Source organism: Winogradskyella sp. 266wxhm (assembly GCF_058964685.1).
In genome coordinates, this window is the sequence record NZ_CM179559.1 from 69,631 (window position 1) to 93,561 (window position 23,931).

Consider the following 23,931-nt stretch of genomic DNA (forward strand, 5'->3'; position numbering starts at 1 on the left):
GGACTTTTTAAAATAACAAAGCACTTAAACAGTTGTATAAATAGACTTCTGTTTAAGTGCTTTTATTTTGATTTAAACTATTTCCTCAGCAAAGCCCAAACACATATCTAAAGTTTCCTTTACATCATCTAATGTTGTTCTAGGATTAATCAAACACATTCTCAATACAACCTGACCTTGCAGAAAAGTAGTTACCAATAATGCTTTTTTGGTATCTATAACACGCTTTGAAATTTCTTGATTAAGCGCATCTAATTTCTTTTCTGAAAATTGCTTTTTCATAGGGTTGTACCTAAAGTTAATCACAGCTAAAGTTGCATGAGATACAATTTCCCAATCGCTACTTTTTCTTAATATATCCTCTACAGACTCAGCCAAATCAATATTATAGGCAATGGCTTCTCTGAAAGCTTTTAATCCAAATGTTTTTATGGACATGTAAAACTTTAGAGCTCTAAACCTACGAGTGAGCTGAATACCATGATCGTAAAAATTGATTTCAGACGTGTTTCCTTCAATATCTCTTAAATATTCTGGTTTTTCACTAAAAGTAGCACTTAGCCATTTGTGGTTTCTAACTAAAAGACATCCCATTTCGTAAGGCTGAAAAAACCATTTATGAGGATCTATGGTTAAAGAATCTGCTTTTTGAATACCTTTTAAAAGTTTAGCACCCTTTTCAGTTAAAATTGCGGCTCCACCATAAGCTCCATCAACATGAAACCAAAGGTTTTCATTTTTACAAAGCTTTGCCAAATCATCTAGTTGATCTACACTTCCTGTATTTGTTGTTCCTGCATTGGCTATTAGACAGAAAGGTTGACACCCTTCTATTCTATCTTTTGCAATAGCATTTTTCAACTTATTGATTGATATTTTATAATCCGAATCTACTGGAATTAAACGTACTTGTTCTTTTTTAAATCCAATGGTTTTTAACGCTTTTATGTTTGACGAATGAGTTTGGTTAGACATATAAATGATAGCCTTAGAAAAATCATCTCCACATTTTTGGCGTCTTGCTGTAACCAAAGCCGTTAAATTAGCCATAGAACCACCACTAGTAAAAATACCTCCACCCTTCTTATTGGGGAATTTAAAAAGTTTTAAAAGCCAATTAATCGTTACAATTTCCAATTCTGTTGCAGCAGGTGAAGCTGCCCAACCCCCAGAAAACACATTAAAACCGGTCGCTAAAGTATCTGCCATAGCACTTATAAAATTACTAGGTCCAGGGACAAAAGAATACGATTTTGGATGCGAAACAATGTTACTTTCCGTAAGCACTTTGTCTATAACAAAATCTAAAACCTGATGCGCGTCTGTTCCTCCTTCAGGGACGTTTTCTAAAAACAGATTATCCATTTCTTCACGAGTAGCTGTAACTACAGGATTCTTTGTGTCTTGCGTATCAAAATGTTCTACAATAGCATCTACAATTTTATAACCATAAGATTGCATTTCGGCTTTTGAAACGGTTAACTTGTGAGCTTCTAAGTTATCTTTAGACATAGTAATTTTCAATTTTGCTGCAAAGATACAGCTTCAAAAGAGCTCTAAAAACTTTTGAGGAACTGTTCTGTAAATTATTACACTAAAAATTTTCTATTTTAGTAATAGATTAATGCATCATGATGACTTCAAAACTACTCGCTAAACAATTACATCAAGTATATTTTGGTGGTAATTGGACGGCTTCAAACTTTAAAGATTCGTTACAGGATATTACTGTAGAAATGGCCAACGAAAAAGTTGCTGAACTCAACACTATTTTAGCATTAACATTCCATATTCATTATTACGTAAAAGGAACTGCTGAAGTTTTTAAGGGTGGTGAACTAACTATCAGAGATAAGTTTAGTTTTGATCATCCAACTATTAAAAACAATGAGGAATGGCAAGAGTTTCAAAACATTATGTGGGATGAAGTTAAAGAATTCATTTCACTCATAGAACAACTTGATGACAATAAATTAAATGATTTTATGGCTGAGGAAAAGTATGGTACTTACTTTAAAAACATCACTGGAATTATTGAGCATACTCATTATCACCTTGGGCAGATTAATGTGATAAAGAAAATTATTATATCACATAAAGAAATATCATAAAGAAATGACAAATCGCTCCAGCAAGAACAAATAAATGCCAAATAACATGATTATAAGGAATACGTTCTATTACATAAAACACAATACCTACAGTATAAAACAATCCACCTGCAAATAACCAAAAAACTCCATTTGGAGTTAATGCATTGGCAACATTGGTATAATCAAACACAATGAGCCAACCCATTACCAAATACAATAATGTTGAGAAAATCTCAAATTTCCCAGTAAAGAATATCTTTAAAACCACACCAAAAACTGCAATACCCCAAACAACCCAAAACAATAGCCAACCCAAACTATCAGTAAGTAAAATGAGTAGTACTGGTGTATATGTCCCAGCGATAAGTAGATAAATACTTATATGGTCTACAATTCTAAAATAGTGTTTTCGTTTTTCTCCCTTTACAGCATGGTAAAATGTAGATGCTAAAAACAATATAATAATTGAAATACCATAAACAACCACACTAAATAAATGCCAAGGTTTTGTTTCATCGGAATATACTATGAGTAGAACTAATGCTACAATACCCAAAGCCGCACCAAGACCATGTGTCCAAGAATTGAGTTGCTCTTCTAATTTTGTTTGCGCTCGCATTATTTTTTAGGTTCTGATTTGCTAGACCATTTATCTACACAAGCATAAAAATCAATATCAAATGCTGGTTCTTGTCTATCTAATCGTTCGTCTTGAAAAGCTCGCTGTAAAATATCTTCAATAAGATAATCTTCTTCTTCATCTATAGGACTAAATTCCTTTTTTAAAGAAATATCAAACAAACTTGCTGTACTATTAAACCAAAAAGCACGCCAACCACTTCGTAATTCTTTAATCAGTTCAAATGTGGTTTTACCAGTTTGTCTGTGAATTAATTTTACTAAAATTTGGCCTTCTGTTTTTGTTAGTTTTTTCAATTCTTCAGAAAACTCATCTTCAATATAACGCTGAATAACTTTTGCGTAGCGTTTTTTATCACGTTTACGCTCTAAAGTTGCCAATCGTTTTTGAAGTGACTCCAATCGTTCCGCAGCTAACTTAGCATAAGGATAGACTTTGAGTGTTTTTCTCCTTAAAATAATATATCTAACACGTGCATCCCTATCTTTAAATTTCAAATTAGGTAATACCAAAACCTCCTTTAAATCTACAGAGGTTACAGGTACTGAATCTCCTTCAATAATCATATAATGCACTACAGTAGTGTCTTGCTTAACAGGATCTTCCTGAGCAAAAATAGTTACTGAAAAAAGTAGCAGTATGTAGGTTATATATTTCATGTTAAAACATTGAACCAAAACCGTTCCAAACTCATGGTTTTAGTCGTTTTCAAAATTAACAATTAATACTACCATTAACCCAAAAATCATATTAATATTATTATTTTTAGGGAAAATTTATAATAATGGCAAAACAACAATTACTGAATAAAAAGTCTATGGACTTTTTAGAAAAATATTTAAATAATGCATCACCAACAGGATATGAATGGGAAGGACAAAAAATATGGATGGATTATTTAAAACCTTATGTAGATGAATTTATTACCGATACTTACGGAACAGCTGTAGCTGTCATAAACCCTAAAGCAAAATTTAAAGTTGTTATTGAAGGTCATGCCGATGAAATCTCATGGTATGTAAACTACATTTCTGACAACGGTTTACTTTATGTAGTTAGAAATGGTGGTAGCGACCATCAAATTGCACCTAGTAAAGTGGTTAACATTCATACTAAAAATGGTATTGTAAAAGGTGTTTTTGGATGGCCTGCAATACATACGCGTAACAAGTCTAAAGAAGAAGCACCAAAACCAGATAATATCTGTATCGACATAGGTGCAAAAGACAAAGATGAAGTTGAGAAAATGGGTGTTCATGTTGGATGCGTAATTACTTACCCTGATGAATTCCATATTCTAAACAAAGACAAATTTGTTTGTAGAGCTTTAGATAACCGAATGGGAGGTTTTATGATTGCTGAAGTTGCGCGCTTACTACATGAAAACAAAAAGAAATTACCTTTTGGGTTATATGTAACCAATTCAGTTCAAGAAGAAATTGGACTACGTGGTGCGGAAATGATAACTCAAACCATTAAGCCAAACGTAGCTATCGTAACCGACGTAACGCACGATACTACTACTCCAATGATTGATCCTAAAACACAAGGTTTAGCTGAAATCGGAAAAGGACCTGTTGTTGCCTACGCTCCTGCTGTACAACAAAAATTAAGAGATCTTATTACTGATACTGCCGAGGCAAAGAAAATTCCTTTTCAACGTGCTGCGCTTTCTAGAGCAACAGGAACTGACACAGATGCCTTTGCTTATAGTAATGGTGGTGTTGCTTCTGCTTTAATTTCATTGCCTTTACGTTATATGCATACTACGGTTGAAATGGTGCATAAAGATGATGTTGAAAATGTAATAAAACTGATTTATGAAACACTATTAAAAATAGAAGACGGAGAAACGTTTAGCTATTTTAAATAGATGATTAAACTCACTTAACCAATCTCTTAATGGAAGAAGAATATTTAGACATAGTAGACGAAAAATGCCGACCTATTGGTGAAAGGGCTTTAAAGTCTGAAGTTCACAAACATGGTTATTTACATAATACCGTTCATGTTTGGTTCTACACTCCTGATGGTAGTATTCTCTTGCAACAGCGTTCCCACAAAAAAAAGATTTGTCCTTTACTTTGGGATGTCTCAGTTGCAGGCCATGTAGATGCTGGTGAAACAATAGAAGAAGCTGCCGTAAGGGAAACTAGAGAAGAAATTGGTTTACAGATTAATGCTAATCAATTACGAAGAATAGGAACGTTTTTCCATTCGGCTTCATATAATGATGGTGAAATTCAGGATAATGAATTTCACCATGTTTTTATTATAGAGTTAAAAGTGAGCTTAGATGATTTGGTTCCTGATCCTGCAGAAGTTGAAGCGCTTAAAATCGTAGACAATACTACATTTACTGACTTAGCTTTTAATAGTGGTAAAAATATGCACTTTATTGAAAGTAATAGCACCTATTATCAAATGGTAGCCTTTGAGATTGTTAACGAAATTCATGGTGAATGAACTTACTCCTACTAGCAGTTGCCCCTGTTTTAACCATTATACTTTACATTTATTTTCAGGATAGATACGACAAAGAACCAACAGGTTTACTTGTTGTTAGTTTTCTGCTTGGCGCAATAGTAAGTGTACTTTTAGTCTTTGGTCTTTATTTCGTTACTGGTCATTTGTTACCTATTACAGATGAATTTAGTATTTGGCAGCAATTTATACAGGCTTTTGTGGTTGTTGCATTGGCTGAAGAATTCAGTAAATACATCATTGTAAAATACTACGCCCAAACTAGGAAAGCTTTTAATGAACCTTACGATGGTATTATGTATGCTGTTATGGTATCTATGGGTTTTGCCTGTACCGAAAATATTCTTTATGTACTACAAGGCGGCTATAGTACAGCGATTTTAAGAGCATTTACTGCTGTTCCTGCACATGCTACTTTTGGGATTTTAATGGGTTATTATATGGGAAAAGCTAAGTTTTCAAATAACCGATTTCTACTAAATATGGCAGGATTATTCTTGGCCGTATTATTTCATGGTGCCTATGACTTTTTCCTATTCATCAACTTTATTCCCGGAATTTCCATTGGCGCATTTATCTCTTTGATAATTGGAATTGTACTCTCTAAAAAAGCTATAAAACGTCACCAAGACAATTCAAACTTTAAAACTTTGTAAAATTCTTAATTTAAGCTGATTTATTTCATATTTTAGAAGAAAATTACGCAATAACTTAGCAAAAATAAAATCACAATTATGTACAAAGTAAAAGTGAATGCTTCCCATCTATTTGACGTTGACAAAAAAGATGTGGAGGCACTAGATTGTATTGAGGTATCTGATAAAAATTTTCATGTACTTCAAAACAATGTTTCCGTAAAAGCTTCTATTCTAAATTCTAATTTTAATCGTAAGAAGTATACCGTAAAAGTCAACAACAATACTTACCAAGTAGACATTCAAGATGCTTTAGATCAGCAAATATTAGCCTTAGGTTTTGAGGTTGGGGCTTCTAAGAAAGTTAATAATATTAAAGCACCAATGCCTGGACTCATATTAGAAATTAATGTTTCTGAAGGTCAAGAGGTCAAAGAAGATGATGCGCTTCTAATTCTTGAAGCCATGAAAATGGAAAATGTTATTAATTCACCAAGAGATGGTGTTATTAAATCCATTAAGATTGACCAAGGAAAAACTGTTGAAAAAAACGCTTTGCTAATTGAATTTGAATAAGATGAAAAAAATATTAGTTGCCAATCGTGGGGAAATCGCCATTAGAGTAATGCGAACCGCAAAAAAGATGGGAATAAAAACCGTAGCGGTATTTTCTGAAGCCGATAGAAATGCACTACATGTAAAATATGCAGATGAAGCCGTTTGTATCGGTCCTGCTCCATCCAATCAGTCATATCTCAAAGGTGATAAAATTATTGAAGTTGCCAAAGACTTGGGTGTTGATGCTATACATCCAGGTTATGGATTTTTAAGTGAAAATGCAGATTTTGCTGAATTAGTAGAGAAAAACGACATTACTTTTATTGGGCCTCGTTCTAAAGCCATAAAAATGATGGGAGATAAACTTGCAGCCAAAGATGCTGTTAAAGATTATAATATTCCTATGGTTCCAGGTGTAGACCATGCCATCACAGATCCTGAAGAAGCTGTGGAAATTGCTAAAAATATTGGTTTCCCTATTTTGATAAAAGCTGCTGCAGGTGGTGGTGGAAAAGGTATGCGTGTCGTAGAGAAAGAAAAAGATGTGGTTGAGCAGATGAAACGTGCTATCAGTGAAGCTACTTCTGCTTTTGGTGATGGTTCTGTCTTTGTTGAAAAATATGTCACTTCACCAAGACATATTGAAATTCAAGTGATGGCAGATAGCTACGGAAATATTCTTCATTTCTTTGAACGTGAATGTTCTGTACAACGTCGTCATCAAAAAGTTGTTGAAGAAGCTCCCTCTTCTGTTTTATCACCAGAATTAAGAGAACGTATGGGACAAGCTGCTATTGACGTAGCTAGATCTTGCGACTATCTTGGGGCTGGAACTGTTGAGTTTCTTCTAGATGGAGATCATAATTTCTACTTCTTAGAAATGAACACCAGACTTCAAGTTGAGCATCCTGTAACAGAATGGGTTTCTGGTGTTGACTTGGTAGAGCTTCAAATTAAAGTCGCAAGAGGTGAAGCTATTGATATGAAACAAGAAGATTTAAAAATAAATGGTCACGCGCTAGAACTTCGCGTATATGCAGAAGATCCAATGAACGATTTCTTACCAAGCGTCGGTAATTTGGAAGTTTACCAACTTCCTGTTGGTGAAAATATCAGAGTTGATAATGGTTTTGAAGAAGGTATGGATATTCCTATTTATTACGATCCTATGCTTTCAAAATTGATTACCTATGGAGATACTCGTGAAGAAGCTATAGAGCTTATGATAAAAGCTATAGACAATTATCATATAAAAGGTGTAGAAACTACCTTACCTTTTGGAAGGTTTGTTTGCGAACATGATGCTTTTAGAAGCGGAAATTTTGACACCCATTTTGTGAAAAAGTACTACTCACCTAGTCTACTAGAAGAGCAACATAAAAAAGAAGCTGAAATCGCTGCAAAGATTGCCTTGAAGCAATTTTTAGAAGACCAAAAAATATTAAGGCTACCAACAAACTAAAAACAACTATGGAAACTAAAATAAAATCACTTAATGATAAAATTGCCTTATCCAAACTTGGAGGAGGTCAAGCCAGAATAGATAAGCAACACGAAAAGAAAAAACTAACAGCTAGAGAACGTGTTTTATATTTTCTTGATGAAAACTCGTTCGAAGAAATAGGAGCTTTGGTAACACACAGAACTAAAGACTTCGGAATGGCTGATCAAAAGTTCTACGGAGATGGTGTTGTTACTGGTTATGGTACTGTAGATGGACGATTAGTATATGTTTTTGCTCAAGATTTTACGGTTTTTGGTGGTTCTCTATCTGAAACACACGCTGAGAAAATTTGTAAAATTATGGACATGGCTGTTAATGTTGGCGCACCAATTGTTGGGCTTAACGACTCTGGTGGAGCTCGTATTCAAGAAGGTGTTCGTTCTTTAGGTGGCTATGCTGATATTTTTTATAGAAATGTTCAGGCTTCTGGAGTGATTCCTCAGATTTCGGCTATCATGGGACCTTGTGCTGGTGGTGCTGTATACTCACCTGCAATGACAGATTTTACAGTTATGGTACAAGACACAAGCTATATGTTTGTTACAGGTCCGAATGTTGTTAAAACAGTAACAAATGAAGAAGTAACAAGTGAAGAACTCGGTGGTGCCAGTGTACATTCTACAAAGTCTGGTGTAGCTCACAAAACTTCTACAAATGATGTTGAGTGTCTTGAAGACATTAAAAAACTATTAGGCTACCTACCACAAAGTAATCGAGAAAAACCACAAGATATAGCCTATGATTTTCAAGATGAAATTAGAGACGGTTTAGCAGATATTGTTCCAGAAAACCCAAACAAGCCTTATGATATGCATCAGGTTATAGAAGGGATTATTGATAAAGATTCTTTCTATGAAATCCATAAAGATCATGCAGAAAATATTATTGTAGGTTTTGCGAGACTTGGTGGTAAATCTATTGGTATTGTTGCTAATCAGCCCATGTTTTTAGCTGGTGTTTTGGATGTAAATAGTTCTAAAAAAGCAGCACGCTTTGTTCGTTTTTGTGACGCTTTCAACATCCCTTTACTGGTACTAGAAGATGTCCCTGGTTTCTTACCTGGAACAGATCAAGAATGGAACGGTATTATTGTTCATGGTGCTAAATTACTCTATGCTTTCAGCGAAGCTACAGTTCCTAGAGTAACTGTTATTACCAGAAAAGCTTATGGTGGCGCTTATGATGTAATGAACTCTAAGCACATTGGAGCCGACATGAACTTTGCTTGGCCAAATGCTGAAATTGCAGTTATGGGTGCTAAGGGTGCGGCTGAAATTATATTTAGAAGAGAAATAAGCAAAGCTGAAGATAAAGAGGCTAAATGGAAAGAAAAGGAAGCAGAGTATGCTGAACTTTTTGCTAATCCATATAGTGCTGCTGAACGTGGTTTTGTAGACGAAGTTATTCTACCTAAAAATACACGTAGAAAACTTATAAAGGCATTTAGTATGTTAGAAAATAAGACGGTTAATAAACCTAAGCGAAAGCATGGGAATATTCCGCTTTAATTATCTAACAATCTTCTGTGATAATTAATTTGACCTAAATGATAGGCTAAATGCATTGTAAGATGTACTAAGAAATATTCTGTAGTCATAGGTTCACCAAAAACTCTATGTCTATATTCCTTTTGCAAGTCATCATTTGAAAGTTTACCTAACACTTCCTCAACCATAGCAATAGTATCATCTACTTGAGCTATGAGTTGAGATTTAGGTACATCTTTTAATGAAAATTCCAACTCTCGCTGCCTCACATAGCCTGTGTTTCCTAAACCTTCTCCAATAAAGTGATTCAAGTTACCTACTAAGTGTAAACATAAATTACCTGAAGAATTAGAAATACCTTCTTCAAGAATCCAAAGGTTAGGTTCTGTTTTATAAAGATTTATCTCTTCTTTTAGTTTTTCAAGATCTCGTTTGAATAAGTTTAATAGAACTTCTGTTAACATGCTATTGTTTATTTGAATGTTAATGTTGCGTTATAGTATTGTCGCACCTCAAAAATAGATAATAATTGGCTTACTTTTGCGCCATGGAAAACCAAAAAAAATCACAATTAGAGTTTGTAGTCTTAATGGCTGCTTTAATGTCCATAGTAGCACTTTCTATTGATGCTGTTTTACCAGCCTTACCAATGATTGGAGATCACTTAAGTGTTTCAAATCCATTAGATACTCCTAAACTTATTACAACAATATTTTTGGGTATTGGTGTGGGACAATTATTTTTTGGACCTATTTCTGATAGTTTGGGACGAAAATTTGTAGTCTATGTTGGTTTTGTAATCTTTATTATTGCTTCAATAATATGTGTGACTACAAAAAGTTTTGAGATAATGATTCTTGGCCGTTTTCTACAAGGAGTAGGACTTGCTGCACCAAGAACCATGAGTATTGCTATGGTTAGAGATACTTACGAAGGAGATTATATGGCAAAAATATTATCGATTGTAGTAATGGTTTTTATCCTTGTACCAGTAATTGCCCCAACACTAGGTCAATTTATAATGAACCACTACGATTGGAAAACCATTTTTATTTTCAACCTTATTTTTGGGATCTTAGTTATGATTTGGTTTTGGCTAAGACAACCCGAAACGTTACGAAAAAAATATAAAATTCCTTTTAGATTAGCTATTTTCAAAACAGGAACGCAGGAATTTTTCAGAATAAAATCTGCTGTTATATACACTTTACTTTCAGGATTTATCACAGGTTCTTTCATGGTGTATTTGAGTACATCTCAACAGATTTTTGAAAATCAATATAATTTAGCCGAAGAGTTTCCTCTAATATTTGCAAGCTTAGCAATTTCAATAGGTTTATCTACTTTTATGAATAGTCAACTCGTAGTGAGATTTGGAATGCGGAATATTGCCCATGTTTCATTATTAAGCTTCTTAGTCATTTCCCTGGTATTTATCATTTTATATCATTCAGGAAATAACCCAAGTATTGAAGTTTTGATCACCTTTTTTGCACTTCAATTCTTTACTATAGGCTTTATTTTTGGAAACCTAAGAGCTTTAGCAATGGAACCTATTGGTCATATTGCTGGTATAGGTTCTGCTTTAAATGGTTTTATTTCCACCGTAATGGCTGTTCCTATTGCAAATTATATAGGTGGATTTGTGAAGGATTCTGTAACACCTCTTTTTGTTGGTTTCTTGGTTTGCGGATTGATTTCTTTAGTACTCTTTTACCTAAATAGTAATGCTGTTTCTAAAGTTTTGAAGTTAAGATTAAGATGAGAATCGCTGAGCTAAAATCACTCTAGTTCTATTTACAAATCTTAAAATTACAGGTAAAGGGTCTTTTATAGAAAAAAACAATGGTGTCTGATTTTTCAGAAAAGAAAAATTAAACACCTTTAAAGGTGCTCGTTTTATATGTTTGACTAGTCCTTTTAAGCTAAGATATGTCTTAGTTTTATAATTTATTTGTTCAACATTTTCTCCTAAAGATACTCTAATGTAAAGGTCTGCAAAGTTAACGCCAACTAGCATAGAGGCATCAACCGATCCCCAAAACCTTCCATTTATTTCTATGACTTTAAATGTATTAGTATCACTATCAAACCTAAGATCTATATGAGCTAATCCAGACCATTGAAGTGACTTCATGAGTTTTTTAACAACATCTAAGAGGTCTTCATTGTATAAAAACCCAATACCTATTGGTGGTGCAAATCTTCGGTTCTCATATTCAGATCCTTTTTGAATTGTATTTGCTATTATCTGACCATCTTTACAAAGTACACTACAATCTATATCGTATCCATTAATAAATTCTTGGATGACATATGTTTTTGAAGTAGTGAGTACAAAATCTTTTAACTCAGACGGCTCTTTAAAAATATGAATTCCTTCACCACTAATACCTGAAGCTGGTTTTACAATGCATGGAAAAGATAAACTTTTTATATTACCATCTGCGATAGTACTATTTTTTAGAATATATGTTGAAGGACATGGTATATCAAAGGTTTTCATATGCTGAGCTAGCTCAGCTTTATTTATTCCTTTTTTATAAAATTCACTAGATGTTAGAATTGTTGTTTTATTAAAATTGTCCCAAGAATTTTTATGATCTAAAAGAAATAATATCCCATCTTCAGAAATGGGCATAACTAAATCAATATCATTTTTCTCTATAATTCCGTCTAAATGATTAAACCACTTTTCAGAATTTTCAAATTCAGGAACATGAAAAAACTTATGAATATATCTTGAGTGTTTCATTGGGACTTTGTCATTTTTAGACACCACATACACTCGAATATTTGAAGATTTTGATAAACAATAAACCACTTGTGTCAAAAGCGGATGCTCACCATCAGAAATCAATATCGATATATTTTTAGACTTTAACCCCATAAATAGTTTTACTTTCTAATTTTTTTCTTTAAACGTTCGTATAGAATTGGAGAGAGAAACCCTATCAATGACCAAAATAATATCATAAGACAGATATATTTTGCTACACCATCAAAAAGAAAAAGTATTCCCATTTCTGAAAATAATAGCAAAATATAAAACCCTGTTGTACTCATAAGCATGTATGTTATAGCTTTTCTACCGCTATACACTCTTCCATCAATAGTTGCATTTATTTCAGGCTTTATAGTTCTCCTTTTTAAAACAAATCGTTTGTCAAAATCTATCAGCTTAAAGAATGTTATAAATATTTCATTGAAACTAGACGAACTATATTTTACTTCAGATTTATCTTTTGGCCAAGACCTAAAAGCTATTAAAATAATAAGAACATCTTCCATAAAATAACCAAATGTTTCACCAGTAAATGAAAATAAAATGCTGTGAAAAACTAATATCAGAGCAATAGCATAAAAACGAAACTTTGGAATTAATAAAACAATAGCAATAACTAGCTCTACAAACATTGCCGAGTAAGACATGATTTTTGCCAAGACAAAACTTTGAGTTGCGTCAAACCAAGCATTATACAAAGGGTTTTCAAGTGCAACGGACAACCAGTTATGCATAAACTGACCACTCCACCATTCTATCTGCCACATTTTATTTAGTAATGCTCCAAAATAGATAACACTAAGCTGAAAATATAACAACCATGGCGCTTTGTTTTTCTCTGAAAGCCCTGATAAAAATAACATACAACCTATAACAAACAGATGATTTCTAAACAATGGTTTTGAAGCAATTATGGCTAAGAAGATAGTCATAGCAATAAGAATAGCACTCAACCTAACTTTGAAGTTAAAAATCAAGGAAAGACCAGCTATTACAAATAACGATTTTAATGTAATCTCAAAAAATCTAGGATATTCATTAAGATTATTTAACCCTTCTAAGAATGGAATGTATGGGTCTGATATGCTACTATAAAATCCATGAGCAACAAGTAAAAGCACAAAAATCTTACACATTAATAAAATGCTTGGACTCATTGATGTTCCATATACACTAACAGGTCGTCGCAGCATATTTATCACTCTGTTGGTCGCCATATCTGCTCTGAATTACCGTTAGTGTTATATCTGATTTCTACCTTAGCTTGATCGTTCTTACCATATGTATCTTCATATTGTTGAACCATTGAAAAAACATTATCAATACTTCTAGTCTCCCAACCCTCAGGCCTGTAATGATAACGTTGTTTTATCTGGTTTTTTGAAAGTGCTTGACCATCTATAGTCACATTAATAGAATAATGTGTATGCTCATCGTATGGCGCCCAGCAGAAAAAACGCTCAGGAATGAATCTCGCATAAATTATTGACGCCACTTGTAAGAGCAAGAAAACAACTCCAATAACTTTAAAAAACTTAGTAGATTTAATCAAAATAGGTAGCAGTTTGTTTGTGAGTCTAAATTTGACAAAAACGATTCAAAAACAACAATCTCTTAGACCAAAAGACAAAATACTCTACAAAATAACCGTTTGAAATTCAGAACAATAAGATACTAATTAAAAAATCTCTAAAGAGCCTTTCCCTTCTCTTACAACTGTTGGCTGATCTTCAGATAAATCAATTATTGTAGAGGCTTCATTTCCACCGTAACCACCATCGATAACAATATCTACAAGGTTATCCCATTTTTCTAAAATCAACTCAGGATCAGTGGTGTATTCTATAACATCATCATCATCTCTAATAGAAGTTGAAACAATTGGGTTTCCTAAAGCAGATACTAAAGCTAAGGTAATGGCATTGTCTGGCACTCTTATACCAACTGTCTTTCTTTTTTTGAATGGATTTGGTAGGCTTTTAGATCCAGGAAGAATAAAAGTATATGGACCAGGTAAGGCACGCTTAAGTATTTTAAAAGTTGTCGTATCTATCTGTTTTACGTAATCACTAAGGTTACTTAAATCTTCGCAAACAAAAGAGAAGTTGGATTTTTCCAGCTTAACTCCTTTTATTCTTGCTATTTTTTCAAGAGCTTTTAGATTAGTGATATCACAACCCAACCCATAAACGGTATCGGTAGGATAAATGACCAAACCACCTTCTTTAAGGACTTTTATAACCTTTTGTATTTCCCTTGGGTTAGGGTTTTCAGGATATATCTTTATAAACTCTGCCATAAAGTAAAGATAATCTATTTTTTAAATGTTAAAACAATAAATTTCTGTAACATTTTAGCTAAATTACAGTCTATATTATATGCATCAATCAATCAAAATAATCATCCTTTTATTATTATCGGCAAAACTTTTTGCTACGGAATATACACCTCCAATAGTTTTTACTCAGGCCGAGTTTGTTAACAACACCACAACTCGTATCCCTTTTAAGGTTATAGATCAACTCATTATTGTTGAAGTTGAAATCTTAGACAAATCAGGCAACTTTATCATTGATACTGGTTCTGAAACTTTAATATTAAATAATGTTCATTTTAAAGCTCCTAAAAAATATTTAGACAGTGGTAAAGAAACCAATGGAGTTCATGGAAGCTTAGAAAATGTAAAGGAAAAATATCTTGAAGAACTCAGAATTCACAACCTAAACCTTGAACAACTCAATGCAGATGTCATTGACCTTTCTCATTTTGAAAAGGTTAAAAAAATTGAACTTTTGGGTATTATAGGCTACAGTGTTTTAAAAGATTTTGAAGTATTCATAGATATGCACCTTAATCAAATCACCTTAACAAGAACCGATAAAAAAGGGAATCATTTAAGTGATAAGGTATATGCAGAAACCATTCAAGATAGTATTGATTTTAAATTAAAACAGCATACCATCGTCGTTGACGCTTATGTTGGAGACCAAAAAGTAAAGTTTGGTATAGACACTGCGGCTGAATATAATCAGATTAATAAAGACATAGATTCAGAAATTTTGGAGTATTTTTATCCTAGCAGAGAATTAAAACTTACTGGTGCTAGCGGTAAAAAGAAGAAAGTTTTGGCAGGGAAATTGTATAGAGTTAGTTTGAACGATTCAATCTATCTTGGTCCGATGAAAACTGTGCTTACTGACTTAAAACATATGAAAAGTGCATTTAGCACTAAACTCGACGGCATTTTAGGTTTTGAATTTTTCGCTCAAAAAAGAACGATAATCAATTACAAAAAAAGGAAACTTTATTTTATAAAGAGTCCTATTATAAAACCTTGAAAACCCAACAAAAATATAGTTTATTCCTATTTATCTTCATCATTTCATTAAGCTCCTTTTCACAAAGCAAAACCAAGAAAGGATATGATATCAAAGGTGAAGAAGTTACTTTTATTTTCAATCTAAAAGATTATCCAAACATAGAAAACAATGGTGATTCGGTCGATGATGTTTTCGTTTCTGGTGAATTCAACAATTGGGCAAAAGATCAATGGAGAATGACCAAACTTAATGACACCCTTTACACGCTGAAAAAAGATTTATCTGATTTTACCACCGATTTTGATTGGGAGTTTAAATTCATCGTTAACAGCGAACATTGGGCAGAACCTACTAGCGATTTCAAAAATGCTACCGACGCTATGTCTGACCAAGGTTGGTATTATGGCGTATACAACCTAAAACTCTACAGTGCTTTTGCTACAGATTATGGTAATATTACCTTTAGACTTAAAGGTTATGAAAATGCAAAAAAAGTAATTCTAAGTGGCACTTTTAACCGTTGGGATGAAACAGGTTTTAAAATGAAACGTACCGAAGACGGCTGGAAGGTAACATTACAATTACGACCAGATATTTACCAATATAAATTTATCATTGATGGCAATTTTTGGTTAACCGACCCACAAAATCCTTCAAAAACAGAAAATGAGTTTGGTGGTTATAATTCGGTTATTGACGTTCAAAAAAATGTAAAATTCCGGCTTTGTGATTATCAAGATGCAGAAATCGTAATCCTAAGTGGTGATTTCAATAATTGGTCAGAACACGAATTTGAAATGCAAAAAGTAGATGGCTGTTGGATTTATAACCAAAGATTATCTGGTGGAAAACACCATTACAAGTTTATTGTTGATGGCGAATGGATTACCGACCCTATTAACACCGTTAAGGAATATGATGACGAAGGCAATATAAATTCGGTTTGTATGGTGAAGTAGTTAGCTTATAACTTCAAGCTTTGCGAAACGTAATAGTAACTTCTTAGTATCTCCATTCTGAAATTTGATTTCTGCTTTCACATCTCCTCCTGCACCTTCAATTTTTATAACCTCTCCTCTACCAAAACGTTGATGGTTTACAATATTTCCAACTGTAAGTTTACTATCAAATAAATTTGAAGTACCACCATTGCTCTCAGTTACTTTCTTGAGTTTTTTTGGAGTGCTGATTTTAAAGTTTTCAGCTTTCTTTTGAGTATCCTTTTTCTGAAACTTAGGTGATTTTGGTTTAGCAAAACGTACTTTATTAGGTTCTACATCACCAAAAATTGAAGCATCCAACATCGGATTGAAACGTTGCTCTTTTAAAGGAGTTTCAATATCTACATACTCATCATCAATTTCTTCTATAAATCGGCTAGGCTCTGCATCAATAAGTTTTCCCCAACGGTAACGCGAAACGGTATAGGTTAAATACGCTTGCTTTTCTGCTCTGGTTAAAGCCACATAGAACAGGCGACGCTCTTCTTCTAGTTCGCTTCGTGTGTTCATACTCATGGCACTCGGAAATAAATCTTCTTCCATACCAACAATAAACACATTATTAAACTCCAATCCTTTTGCTAAGTGAATGGTCATTAACGCCACATGATCTGGATCACCTTTATCACCATCTAAATCAGTAGCTAAAGCCACATCTTCTAAAAACTCTGCTAAAGATCCTGTAGTATCAGCAACTTCAATTTGTCCTTCAACAAAATCTTTGATACCGTTAAGTAATTCTTGAACGTTATCCATCTTGGTCACACCTTCTGGCGTACCGTCTTTGCCCAACTCTCTAATTAAACCACTAGTTTTAGCAACATGTTCTGCTAAATCAAACGCATTAGAGGTTTTATTCATTACTTGGTAGCTTTCAATAAGCGTTACAAAGTCTCTTAGTTTATTTTTTGTACCTCCATTGACATTAACATCTAAACTGTCAATATTTTGAATAACCTCAAAAATACTTTTACCATAACCATTGGCTGCCACCACTAATCTGTCTACAGTAGTTTGGCCAATGCCTCTAGCAGGATAATTTATAATTCGTTTTAAGGCTTCTTCGTCAGCAGGATTTAATATCAGTCGTAAATAAGCTGTAACGTCCTTTATTTCCTTTCGCTGATAGAAAGATAAACCACCATAAATTCTGTAAGGAATGTCTCGTTTTCTTAAAGCATCTTCAATAGCACGAGACTGCGCATTAGTACGATACAAAACAGCAAAATCACTGTTATGCAATTGCTCGTTCATTTTGGTTTCCCAAATAGTACTTGCTACATAACGTCCTTCGTCAGCATCAGTCATAGAACGATGCACTTTTACTTTTTCGCCTTCTTCATTTGCCGTCCAAACAATTTTATCGAGTTTGGTTTTATTGTGTTCAATAACCGAATTTGCAGCTCCTACAATCATTTTTGTAGAACGGTAATTCTGCTCTAAACGGTACATCTTTACACCATCATAATCCTTCTGGAAGTTTAGAATATTATTGATATTCGCACCACGGAACGCATAAATACTCTGCGCATCGTCACCCACTACACATATATTCTGAAAACGATCTGCCAAAGCTCTTACAATAAGATATTGCGAATGGTTAGTATCTTGATACTCATCAACCAAAATATATCTAAAACGATCTTGATATTGAGCCAAAACAGCTGGAAAACGCGTTAGCAACTCATTAGTTCTAAGCAATAAGTCATCAAAATCCATCGCTCCAGCCTTAAAGCATCTATCCACATACTCTTTGTAAATCTCACCCATTTTAGGACGTCTAGCCATAGCATCAGCCTCCATTAATTCAGGATTTCTGAAATAAGCCTTTACCGTAATAAGACTGTTTTTATAAGAAGAAATTCTGCTATAAACCTGCTTGGTCTTATAAACATCCTTATCTAGTCCCATTTCCTTAATTATGGAACCCAAAAGCTTCTGAGAATCTTGAGTGTCATAAATAGTGAAATTACTTGGGAAACCTAAATGATGCCCTTCAAAACGTAGAATTTTTGCAAAAACCGAATGAAAAGTTCCCATCCATAAGTTTCTAGCTTCACCGTCACCTACAATATCTGCAATTCTGCCTTTCATTTCTTTGGCAGCCTTATTGGTAAAGGTTAGTGCTAAAATATTAAAAGCATCTACACCTTGACTCATCAAATAAGCAATACGAAAGGTTAACACTCGTGTTTTACCAGAACCAGCACCTGCAATGATTATCATTGGGCCATCTTTCTGAATTGTTGGTGCTAATTGTGCGTCGTTTAGTTGACTGAGATATTTTTCCAAGGCTACATTTTTTCAAAGGGTAAAATTACACATAGCCTTAGGTTTTTCCATAGAGATTTACCATTAATTATAAACAATATATTAAGACTCAAGTTTTGACCTTTTTTCAATATCTTAGTACAAAATTCAACTTTATGAAAGCCTTAACCATCCTCTTTTTATTTGTTTCTGCACTCTCATTTTCCCAAAACTCGATTGAAAAAGATATCGAAAACATTGAAGAAAAAATGATTGAGTGGAGGCATTACTTTCATCAAAACCCTGAATTATCTAACCACGAAACAAATACCGCTAAGAAAATAGCCGAACATTTAAAATCACTTGGACTGGAAGTAAAAACCAATGTTGCAAAAACTGGAGTTGTAGGACTATTAAAAGGTGATAACCCAGGAAAAGTAGTAGCAATACGAGCTGATATTGATGCATTACCTGTTACCGAACGTAATGATTTACCCTATAAATCTGAAGTAAAAACAACATTTTTAGGCACAGAAACAGGAGTTATGCATGCTTGTGGACACGATACACACATATCCATTTTAATGGCTACAGCCGAAGTGCTTTCTAAACACAAAGATAAAATTAACGGAACTATTAAATTCATTTTTCAACCTGCAGAAGAAGGTCCGCCTCCCGGCGAAGAAGGTGGTGCTAAACTTATGATAAAAGAAGGAGTTTTAGAAAACCCAAAAGTTGATGCCATCTTTGGATTACACATTAATTCAGAAACACCTGTTGGCACCATTAAATATAAAGCTGGTGGTATAATGGCTTCTGTAGAACGCTTTGTTATTGATGTAAAAGGCAAACAATCTCATGGCTCACAGCCTTGGTCTGGTGTTGACCCAATTCTTATTTCAGCAAAAATTATTGATGGACTGCAAACGATTATTAGTCGTGAATCTAAATTGACCGATGAGGCAGCAGTAATTACAGTTGGTAAAATAACTTCTGGAACACGATTTAATATTATTCCTGAATCTGCTGAAATGATAGGAACTGTTCGTACGCTAGATCCTAAAATGCGTGAATTGATTATAAAACGAATGACCGAAATGACAGAAACCATTGCCAAAGCTTATGGTGGCGAGGCAACAATCACTTTTCAAAATAACACCTCAATAACCTACAATGATCCTGAATTGACGGCTAAGGTTTTACCATCTTTACAAAAAGTTGCTGGAGAAGACAACGTACAAATCACGAAAGCTGTGACAGGTGGAGAGGACTTTTCATACTTCCAAGAAGTGGTTCCTGGAGTTTACTTCTTTTTAGGAGGTATGACACCTGGAACAACCGAAGCTTTTCCTCATCACACACCAGATTTTAAAATTGATGACAAGGGAATGTTGCTAGGTGTAAAAGCGTTTACGCAAATGACATTAGATTATTTAAACAATCATTAATCCTTTTCGCCATCTCCTGTCATTGCTGAGAGCAAACCTCCTTTGATATTTAGCCAAATAAAATTAAATACCGATTTTGTTTTGTCACGCTCAATATCATTGCCTTTTCCGTATCTAAAATGATCTTCTTTATCATTGCTATCTTTGGAAACAAATAAATTTATTAAACCTGATAGTAACTTTTTCTTTTCTCTACCATTATCCTTTAAAACCGAGATTTTAAAATCATCATACTTAATTCTTAAATCAGTGTTCCCTATATTTTCATTACCATAAACCGAAAAATAGGTCTTATCTAACACGCCTTCTAACCTTACTTTTAAATCTGGCTCTATAAATTGATTCATTTTATCTGCACTAAATTGATTCAGTTCTGCTTTAAAAGTAAAAGCATCTATAGAATCTTGCACTTTAAAGTTCCAATCAACATCTAACTGTGGACCTTCCATAAATACAGCGCCAATATTTATTTGGGTATCGTCACTTCCAAATACATTTCCAACGTTTGTGATGTTTGCATTCAAACTCGAAAAATCTAACTCTCCTTCAGGATCGGAAGCATTAACTTTTTCAAAATATTTTAAAGTCCCATTTTTAATTTCAATTGTATTTAAAGCCAAATCAAAGTTTAAATCCCTAAGCATTTTACTATAAAGTGGTTTTTGGGTAAAATCGTCTGGCACCAATTTATCTCTGTAAATTTCAGCCAAAGGTGTGTTTATTAACGTTTTTTCGGATTTAAAGAAAAAACTGTTGTCTTTTTCAAATCCAAAACTCATGCTAGATAAATCGAGATTTTGAATCTGGATTTTAAAATGGTCTCGTTCTTTCTCCAAAATTTTGGATAACGAATCTTTAGACATTCTCGTCTCCAACTTTAAATCATTAAAACTTGCATTGTCTTCTGCAATTTTAAAATTGCTGACATACAAATCATCATAAGCATTCAGTACCCATTTTAGATTTTTACCTCCAACGCCAAAGTTTTTATACTCCAATTTTGAAGTTTTATTAGGATAAAGGTTAATCTTGTTCATATTAAAATTGAAATCTGAAACTGCTAATATGGTAGAATCTTTTTCAACATCAACCATTAAGATATCTGCATTATTAATCTCTATCTTACCAACAGCAATTTCGGTTTCAAGATTTTTTAGAAGTCCTTGGTTATAGCTTTTGTTCTTTACTTTAGAATTATGACGATATTTTATCACTGGTTGGTCTAAAATAATAGCATCTAAAGAAATTTTATCATTAACCAAATAATCCCAATAGCCCAAATCCTTAATATAAATATCTTGAAAATCAGCATCGAACAAAATGGTATCTGTAGTTTTTCCTTTGATTAAAATGTATGGTGAAAATAATCTTAAATCTCCAGAAAACACATCAGCTTCAATAGCAGTGTGCTGAAAAAGAATATGTTCTGGCAATTCCTTTAGTTTATTGATGATTTTTCTTTCAATAACAATATTTAAAATAAAAGGTAATACAACCACCAAAAACACTATGGCTATTGCGACTCCAAGGATTTTTTTATTTCTAGACTTCATTTCATAAAGATAAAGTTTCATTGTTTTGGGAACAATAATTTTTGAAATATCTTTACTTCAAATTAAGTATATGGATTCCTTTTTAGACTTTATCTCAGATATTCCTTGGTGGGCTTGGATTCTGATTGTACTGGTAATAATTTTCCTAAGAGATATTACTCAAAGAAAACATACCATAGTTCATAATTTCCCATTAGTAGGTCATATTAGATATTGGCTGGAAAGTATTGGCCCGGAATTGCGCCAGTATTTAGTCGCAAATAACAGAGAAGAACTTCCTTTTAATAGAATTGAGCGTGGCTGGGTGTATGCGTCTTCAAAAAACGAAAATAATTATGAAGGCTTCGGAACCGACAGAGACATCTACGCACACCAACACATATTTGTCAATAATGCGATGTTTCCTTATAAAACAGGTGAAAATCATCCAAATACTTTAGATAAATACTTTTTACCATGCGCAAAGGTAATGGGTGCTTACAATAAGCGAAGAAAACCTTACAGACCAGGTTCCGTAATTAATGTCTCTGCTATGAGTTTTGGGTCGTTATCCGCAAGAGCTATTGAATCTCTAAACAAAGGAGTGAAAATCGCTGACGCCTACCATAATACAGGTGAAGGAGGACTTTCTCCTTACCACAGTAATGGTGGAGATGTTGTATTTCACTTCGGGACAGGATATTTTGGTGTTAGAGATGAAAACGGGAATTTTTCCATGGATAAGTTGGTAAAACTTGTTGAGGATAATCCTTTTGTAAGAGCTATTGAAATTAAATTATCTCAAGGTGCTAAACCTGGAAAAGGTGGTGTTTTGCCTGGTGCAAAAATCACGGAAGAGTTAGCTAAAATCAGACATGTTGAAATTGGTAAAGACGTCTTATCTCCACCTAACCATTCAGCTTTTTCAACAGTACAAGAAATGGTTGATTTTATTGAAGAAATTGCAGAAAAAACAGGCTTACCTGTTGGTATAAAAGCTGCTATTGGTAAATTGGGCCAATGGGAAGAGCTTGCTAATATTATGCTAAAGACCAATAAAGGTCCAGACTTTATTACTGTAGATGGTGGTGAAGGTGGAACTGGCGCTGCTCCACCTAGTTTTGCTGATCACGTATCTTTACCTTGGGTCTATGGTTTTGGAGATTTATATAAGTTATTCAAAGAAAAAGACCTAACAGAACGTATTGTTTTTATAGGAAGTGGAAAGCTTGGTTTCCCTGCCAAAGCCGCTATGGCCTTTGCTATGGGTGTAGATTGTATTAACGTGGCACGTGAAGCTATGATGAGTATTGGTTGTATACAAGCGCAGGTTTGCCACACCAATCGTTGTCCTGCTGGTGTAGCTACACAAAACAAATGGCTACAACGCGGTATTGATGTTCCTCTAAAATCTGAACGTTTAGCACAGTATTTTAAAACCTTCAGAAAGGAGTTTATTGAAATCACCCATGCGGCTGGCTACGAACATCCTTGCCAATTTACAATGGATGATATTGAAGTGAATGTAGACGACCATAACTTAGCTAAAGATTTGAGCAGTACTTACATGTACCATAAAACAAAAGTTCCGTTTACATCTATGCAAGATTTAAAGGATTGTCAGTATCTTGGCGGTCACAAAAAATAAAAAACTAAACATTAATAATGGACATCGATCAAATCACAGACGTATTAATTAATCTTTTACCTGCAGTTTTAGTTGCTGCTATTGCGATATTTTTCTTTAAACAATTTGTAGATAACGAACAACGTAGAAGACGTTTTCTTATTCAAAAAGATTTAAAAAAAGAAAGCTTACCTGTTAGACTTCAAGCCTATGAAAGAATGACTTTATTTCTTGAAAGAATATCGCCTACAAAACTAATTACCAGAGTTAACCCAACCTCCTCAAATAAAGAAGATTACGAAGCCTTACTTATTGCAAATATAGAACAAGAATTTAACCATAATTTATCACAACAAATCTATGTTACTGATGAATGTTGGAGTGTTATTACAGCTTCAAAAAATGCTACTATACAGCTTATTAGAAAAGCTAACATGCAAGAAAAAACAGATTCTGCAGATAAGCTTAGAGAAGTTATTTTGACAGATCTTATGGATAAACAAGCACCAAGTAACACAGGCTTATCATACATTAGACAAGAAGTGAGTCAACTTTTATAAAATTTAG

The 23,931-nt window shown here is 33.7% G+C and carries 23 protein-coding genes; 13 read left to right on the plus strand and 10 right to left on the minus strand.

The window, feature by feature from the left end:
- Window positions 1-72: 72 nt before the first annotated feature.
- Window positions 73-1,512 (minus strand): pyridoxal phosphate-dependent decarboxylase family protein, encoded by a 1,440-nt coding sequence (locus AC2H4K_RS00345; protein WP_493742667.1) that lies wholly within the window; start codon window positions 1,510-1,512, stop codon window positions 73-75.
- Between the two features lie 119 nt (window positions 1,513-1,631).
- Here AC2H4K_RS00345 and AC2H4K_RS00350 point away from each other — a divergent pair, with 119 nt between their 5' ends.
- On the plus strand, window positions 1,632-2,111 hold the full coding sequence (locus AC2H4K_RS00350) for a DinB family protein (protein WP_281141380.1): 480 nt from the start codon (window positions 1,632-1,634) through the stop codon (window positions 2,109-2,111).
- Here the strand turns inward: AC2H4K_RS00350 and trhA are convergent.
- Both trhA and AC2H4K_RS00360 read right to left on the minus strand, forming a co-directional pair.
- Window positions 2,086-2,712, minus strand: a complete 627-nt coding sequence (gene trhA, locus AC2H4K_RS00355; RefSeq protein ID WP_281141379.1) for a PAQR family membrane homeostasis protein TrhA — start codon at window positions 2,710-2,712, stop codon at window positions 2,086-2,088. The two genes, AC2H4K_RS00350 and trhA, sit on opposite strands and share 26 nt — an antisense overlap.
- Window positions 2,712-3,392 carry a DUF4294 domain-containing protein gene (locus AC2H4K_RS00360; protein ID WP_281141378.1) on the minus strand — a complete coding sequence of 227 codons (681 nt, stop codon included), beginning with the start codon at window positions 3,390-3,392 and terminating at the stop codon, window positions 2,712-2,714. The genes trhA and AC2H4K_RS00360 overlap by 1 nt, the downstream gene beginning before the upstream one ends.
- A gap of 125 nt (window positions 3,393-3,517) precedes the next feature.
- Here AC2H4K_RS00360 and AC2H4K_RS00365 point away from each other — a divergent pair, with 125 nt between their 5' ends.
- The 6 genes from AC2H4K_RS00365 to AC2H4K_RS00390 all read left to right on the plus strand — a co-directional run bounded on the left by AC2H4K_RS00365 (window position 3,518) and on the right by AC2H4K_RS00390 (window position 9,422).
- Entirely contained in the window at window positions 3,518-4,606 is a 1,089-nt protein-coding gene (locus tag AC2H4K_RS00365; protein ID WP_281141377.1) for a M42 family metallopeptidase, read from the plus strand.
- 29 nt (window positions 4,607-4,635) lie between these two features.
- The gene (locus tag AC2H4K_RS00370) at window positions 4,636-5,199 is read left to right on the plus strand and encodes an NUDIX hydrolase (protein WP_281141376.1); all 564 of its coding nucleotides are present in this window, start codon (window positions 4,636-4,638) and stop codon (window positions 5,197-5,199) included.
- Window positions 5,196-5,873, plus strand: coding sequence for a PrsW family intramembrane metalloprotease (locus tag AC2H4K_RS00375; RefSeq protein ID WP_281141375.1), 678 nt, complete (start codon window positions 5,196-5,198; stop codon window positions 5,871-5,873). Before AC2H4K_RS00370 ends, AC2H4K_RS00375 begins: the two co-directional genes overlap by 4 nt.
- A 78-nt stretch (window positions 5,874-5,951) precedes the next feature.
- The gene (locus AC2H4K_RS00380) at window positions 5,952-6,428 is read left to right on the plus strand and encodes an acyl-CoA carboxylase biotin carboxyl carrier protein subunit (protein ID WP_493742668.1); all 477 of its coding nucleotides are present in this window, start codon (window positions 5,952-5,954) and stop codon (window positions 6,426-6,428) included.
- Between the two features lies 1 nt (window position 6,429).
- Window positions 6,430-7,872, plus strand: coding sequence for an acetyl-CoA carboxylase biotin carboxylase subunit (accC, locus tag AC2H4K_RS00385; RefSeq protein WP_281141374.1), 1,443 nt, complete (start codon window positions 6,430-6,432; stop codon window positions 7,870-7,872).
- Window positions 7,873-7,880: 8 nt separating this feature from the next.
- Window positions 7,881-9,422: an acyl-CoA carboxylase subunit beta gene (locus AC2H4K_RS00390; RefSeq protein ID WP_281141373.1), complete on the plus strand. Its 1,542-nt coding sequence runs from the start codon at window positions 7,881-7,883 to the stop codon at window positions 9,420-9,422.
- Here AC2H4K_RS00390 and AC2H4K_RS00395 read toward each other — a convergent pair.
- Complete coding sequence (locus tag AC2H4K_RS00395) at window positions 9,419-9,865, minus strand: DinB family protein (RefSeq protein ID WP_281141372.1); 447 nt, start codon at window positions 9,863-9,865, stop codon at window positions 9,419-9,421. The two genes, AC2H4K_RS00390 and AC2H4K_RS00395, sit on opposite strands and share 4 nt — an antisense overlap.
- 83 nt (window positions 9,866-9,948) lie before the next feature.
- Here AC2H4K_RS00395 and AC2H4K_RS00400 point away from each other — a divergent pair, with 83 nt between their 5' ends.
- Window positions 9,949-11,166: a multidrug effflux MFS transporter gene (locus tag AC2H4K_RS00400; protein WP_281141371.1), complete on the plus strand. Its 1,218-nt coding sequence runs from the start codon at window positions 9,949-9,951 to the stop codon at window positions 11,164-11,166.
- Here AC2H4K_RS00400 and AC2H4K_RS00405 read toward each other — a convergent pair.
- From AC2H4K_RS00405 to AC2H4K_RS00420, 4 genes are all read right to left on the minus strand, one after another.
- Complete coding sequence (locus AC2H4K_RS00405) at window positions 11,158-12,291, minus strand: carboxylate--amine ligase (RefSeq protein ID WP_281141370.1); 1,134 nt, start codon at window positions 12,289-12,291, stop codon at window positions 11,158-11,160. The two genes, AC2H4K_RS00400 and AC2H4K_RS00405, sit on opposite strands and share 9 nt — an antisense overlap.
- Before the next feature lie 8 nt (window positions 12,292-12,299).
- Window positions 12,300-13,322, minus strand: a complete 1,023-nt coding sequence (locus AC2H4K_RS00410) for an HTTM domain-containing protein (protein WP_281141369.1) — start codon at window positions 13,320-13,322, stop codon at window positions 12,300-12,302.
- Window positions 13,323-13,384: 62 nt separating this feature from the next.
- A complete protein-coding gene (locus AC2H4K_RS00415; RefSeq protein WP_281141368.1) occupies window positions 13,385-13,738 on the minus strand; it encodes a hypothetical protein in 354 nt (117 codons plus the stop codon).
- Between the two features lie 126 nt (window positions 13,739-13,864).
- Window positions 13,865-14,485 (minus strand): L-threonylcarbamoyladenylate synthase, encoded by a 621-nt coding sequence (locus tag AC2H4K_RS00420; RefSeq protein ID WP_281141367.1) that lies wholly within the window; start codon window positions 14,483-14,485, stop codon window positions 13,865-13,867.
- A 79-nt stretch (window positions 14,486-14,564) separates the two neighbouring features.
- Here AC2H4K_RS00420 and AC2H4K_RS00425 point away from each other — a divergent pair, with 79 nt between their 5' ends.
- Both AC2H4K_RS00425 and AC2H4K_RS00430 read left to right on the plus strand, forming a co-directional pair.
- Entirely contained in the window at window positions 14,565-15,524 is a 960-nt protein-coding gene (locus tag AC2H4K_RS00425) for an aspartyl protease family protein (protein ID WP_281141366.1), read from the plus strand.
- Window positions 15,521-16,465, plus strand: coding sequence for an early set domain-containing protein (locus AC2H4K_RS00430; RefSeq protein ID WP_281141365.1), 945 nt, complete (start codon window positions 15,521-15,523; stop codon window positions 16,463-16,465). The genes AC2H4K_RS00425 and AC2H4K_RS00430 overlap by 4 nt, the downstream gene beginning before the upstream one ends.
- Here the strand turns inward: AC2H4K_RS00430 and AC2H4K_RS00435 are convergent, their stop codons facing one another.
- Entirely contained in the window at window positions 16,466-18,799 is a 2,334-nt protein-coding gene (locus AC2H4K_RS00435; RefSeq protein ID WP_281141364.1) for an ATP-dependent helicase, read from the minus strand. It lies immediately after the preceding gene.
- A 134-nt stretch (window positions 18,800-18,933) separates the two neighbouring features.
- Here AC2H4K_RS00435 and AC2H4K_RS00440 point away from each other — a divergent pair, with 134 nt between their 5' ends.
- On the plus strand, window positions 18,934-20,205 hold the full coding sequence (locus AC2H4K_RS00440; RefSeq protein ID WP_493742669.1) for an amidohydrolase: 1,272 nt from the start codon (window positions 18,934-18,936) through the stop codon (window positions 20,203-20,205).
- Here AC2H4K_RS00440 and AC2H4K_RS00445 read toward each other — a convergent pair.
- A complete protein-coding gene (locus tag AC2H4K_RS00445) occupies window positions 20,202-21,779 on the minus strand; it encodes a hypothetical protein (protein WP_493742670.1) in 1,578 nt (525 codons plus the stop codon). The genes AC2H4K_RS00440 and AC2H4K_RS00445 overlap by 4 nt on opposite strands.
- A gap of 49 nt (window positions 21,780-21,828) precedes the next feature.
- On the opposite strand from AC2H4K_RS00445, the gene AC2H4K_RS00450 reads away from it, so the two are divergent.
- Together AC2H4K_RS00450 and AC2H4K_RS00455 are read left to right on the plus strand one after the other, a co-directional pair.
- Entirely contained in the window at window positions 21,829-23,385 is a 1,557-nt protein-coding gene (locus tag AC2H4K_RS00450) for an FMN-binding glutamate synthase family protein (protein ID WP_281141361.1), read from the plus strand.
- Window positions 23,386-23,402: 17 nt separating this feature from the next.
- Window positions 23,403-23,924 (plus strand): DUF7935 family protein, encoded by a 522-nt coding sequence (locus AC2H4K_RS00455; RefSeq protein ID WP_281141360.1) that lies wholly within the window; start codon window positions 23,403-23,405, stop codon window positions 23,922-23,924.
- Window positions 23,925-23,931: the final 7 nt, after the last annotated feature.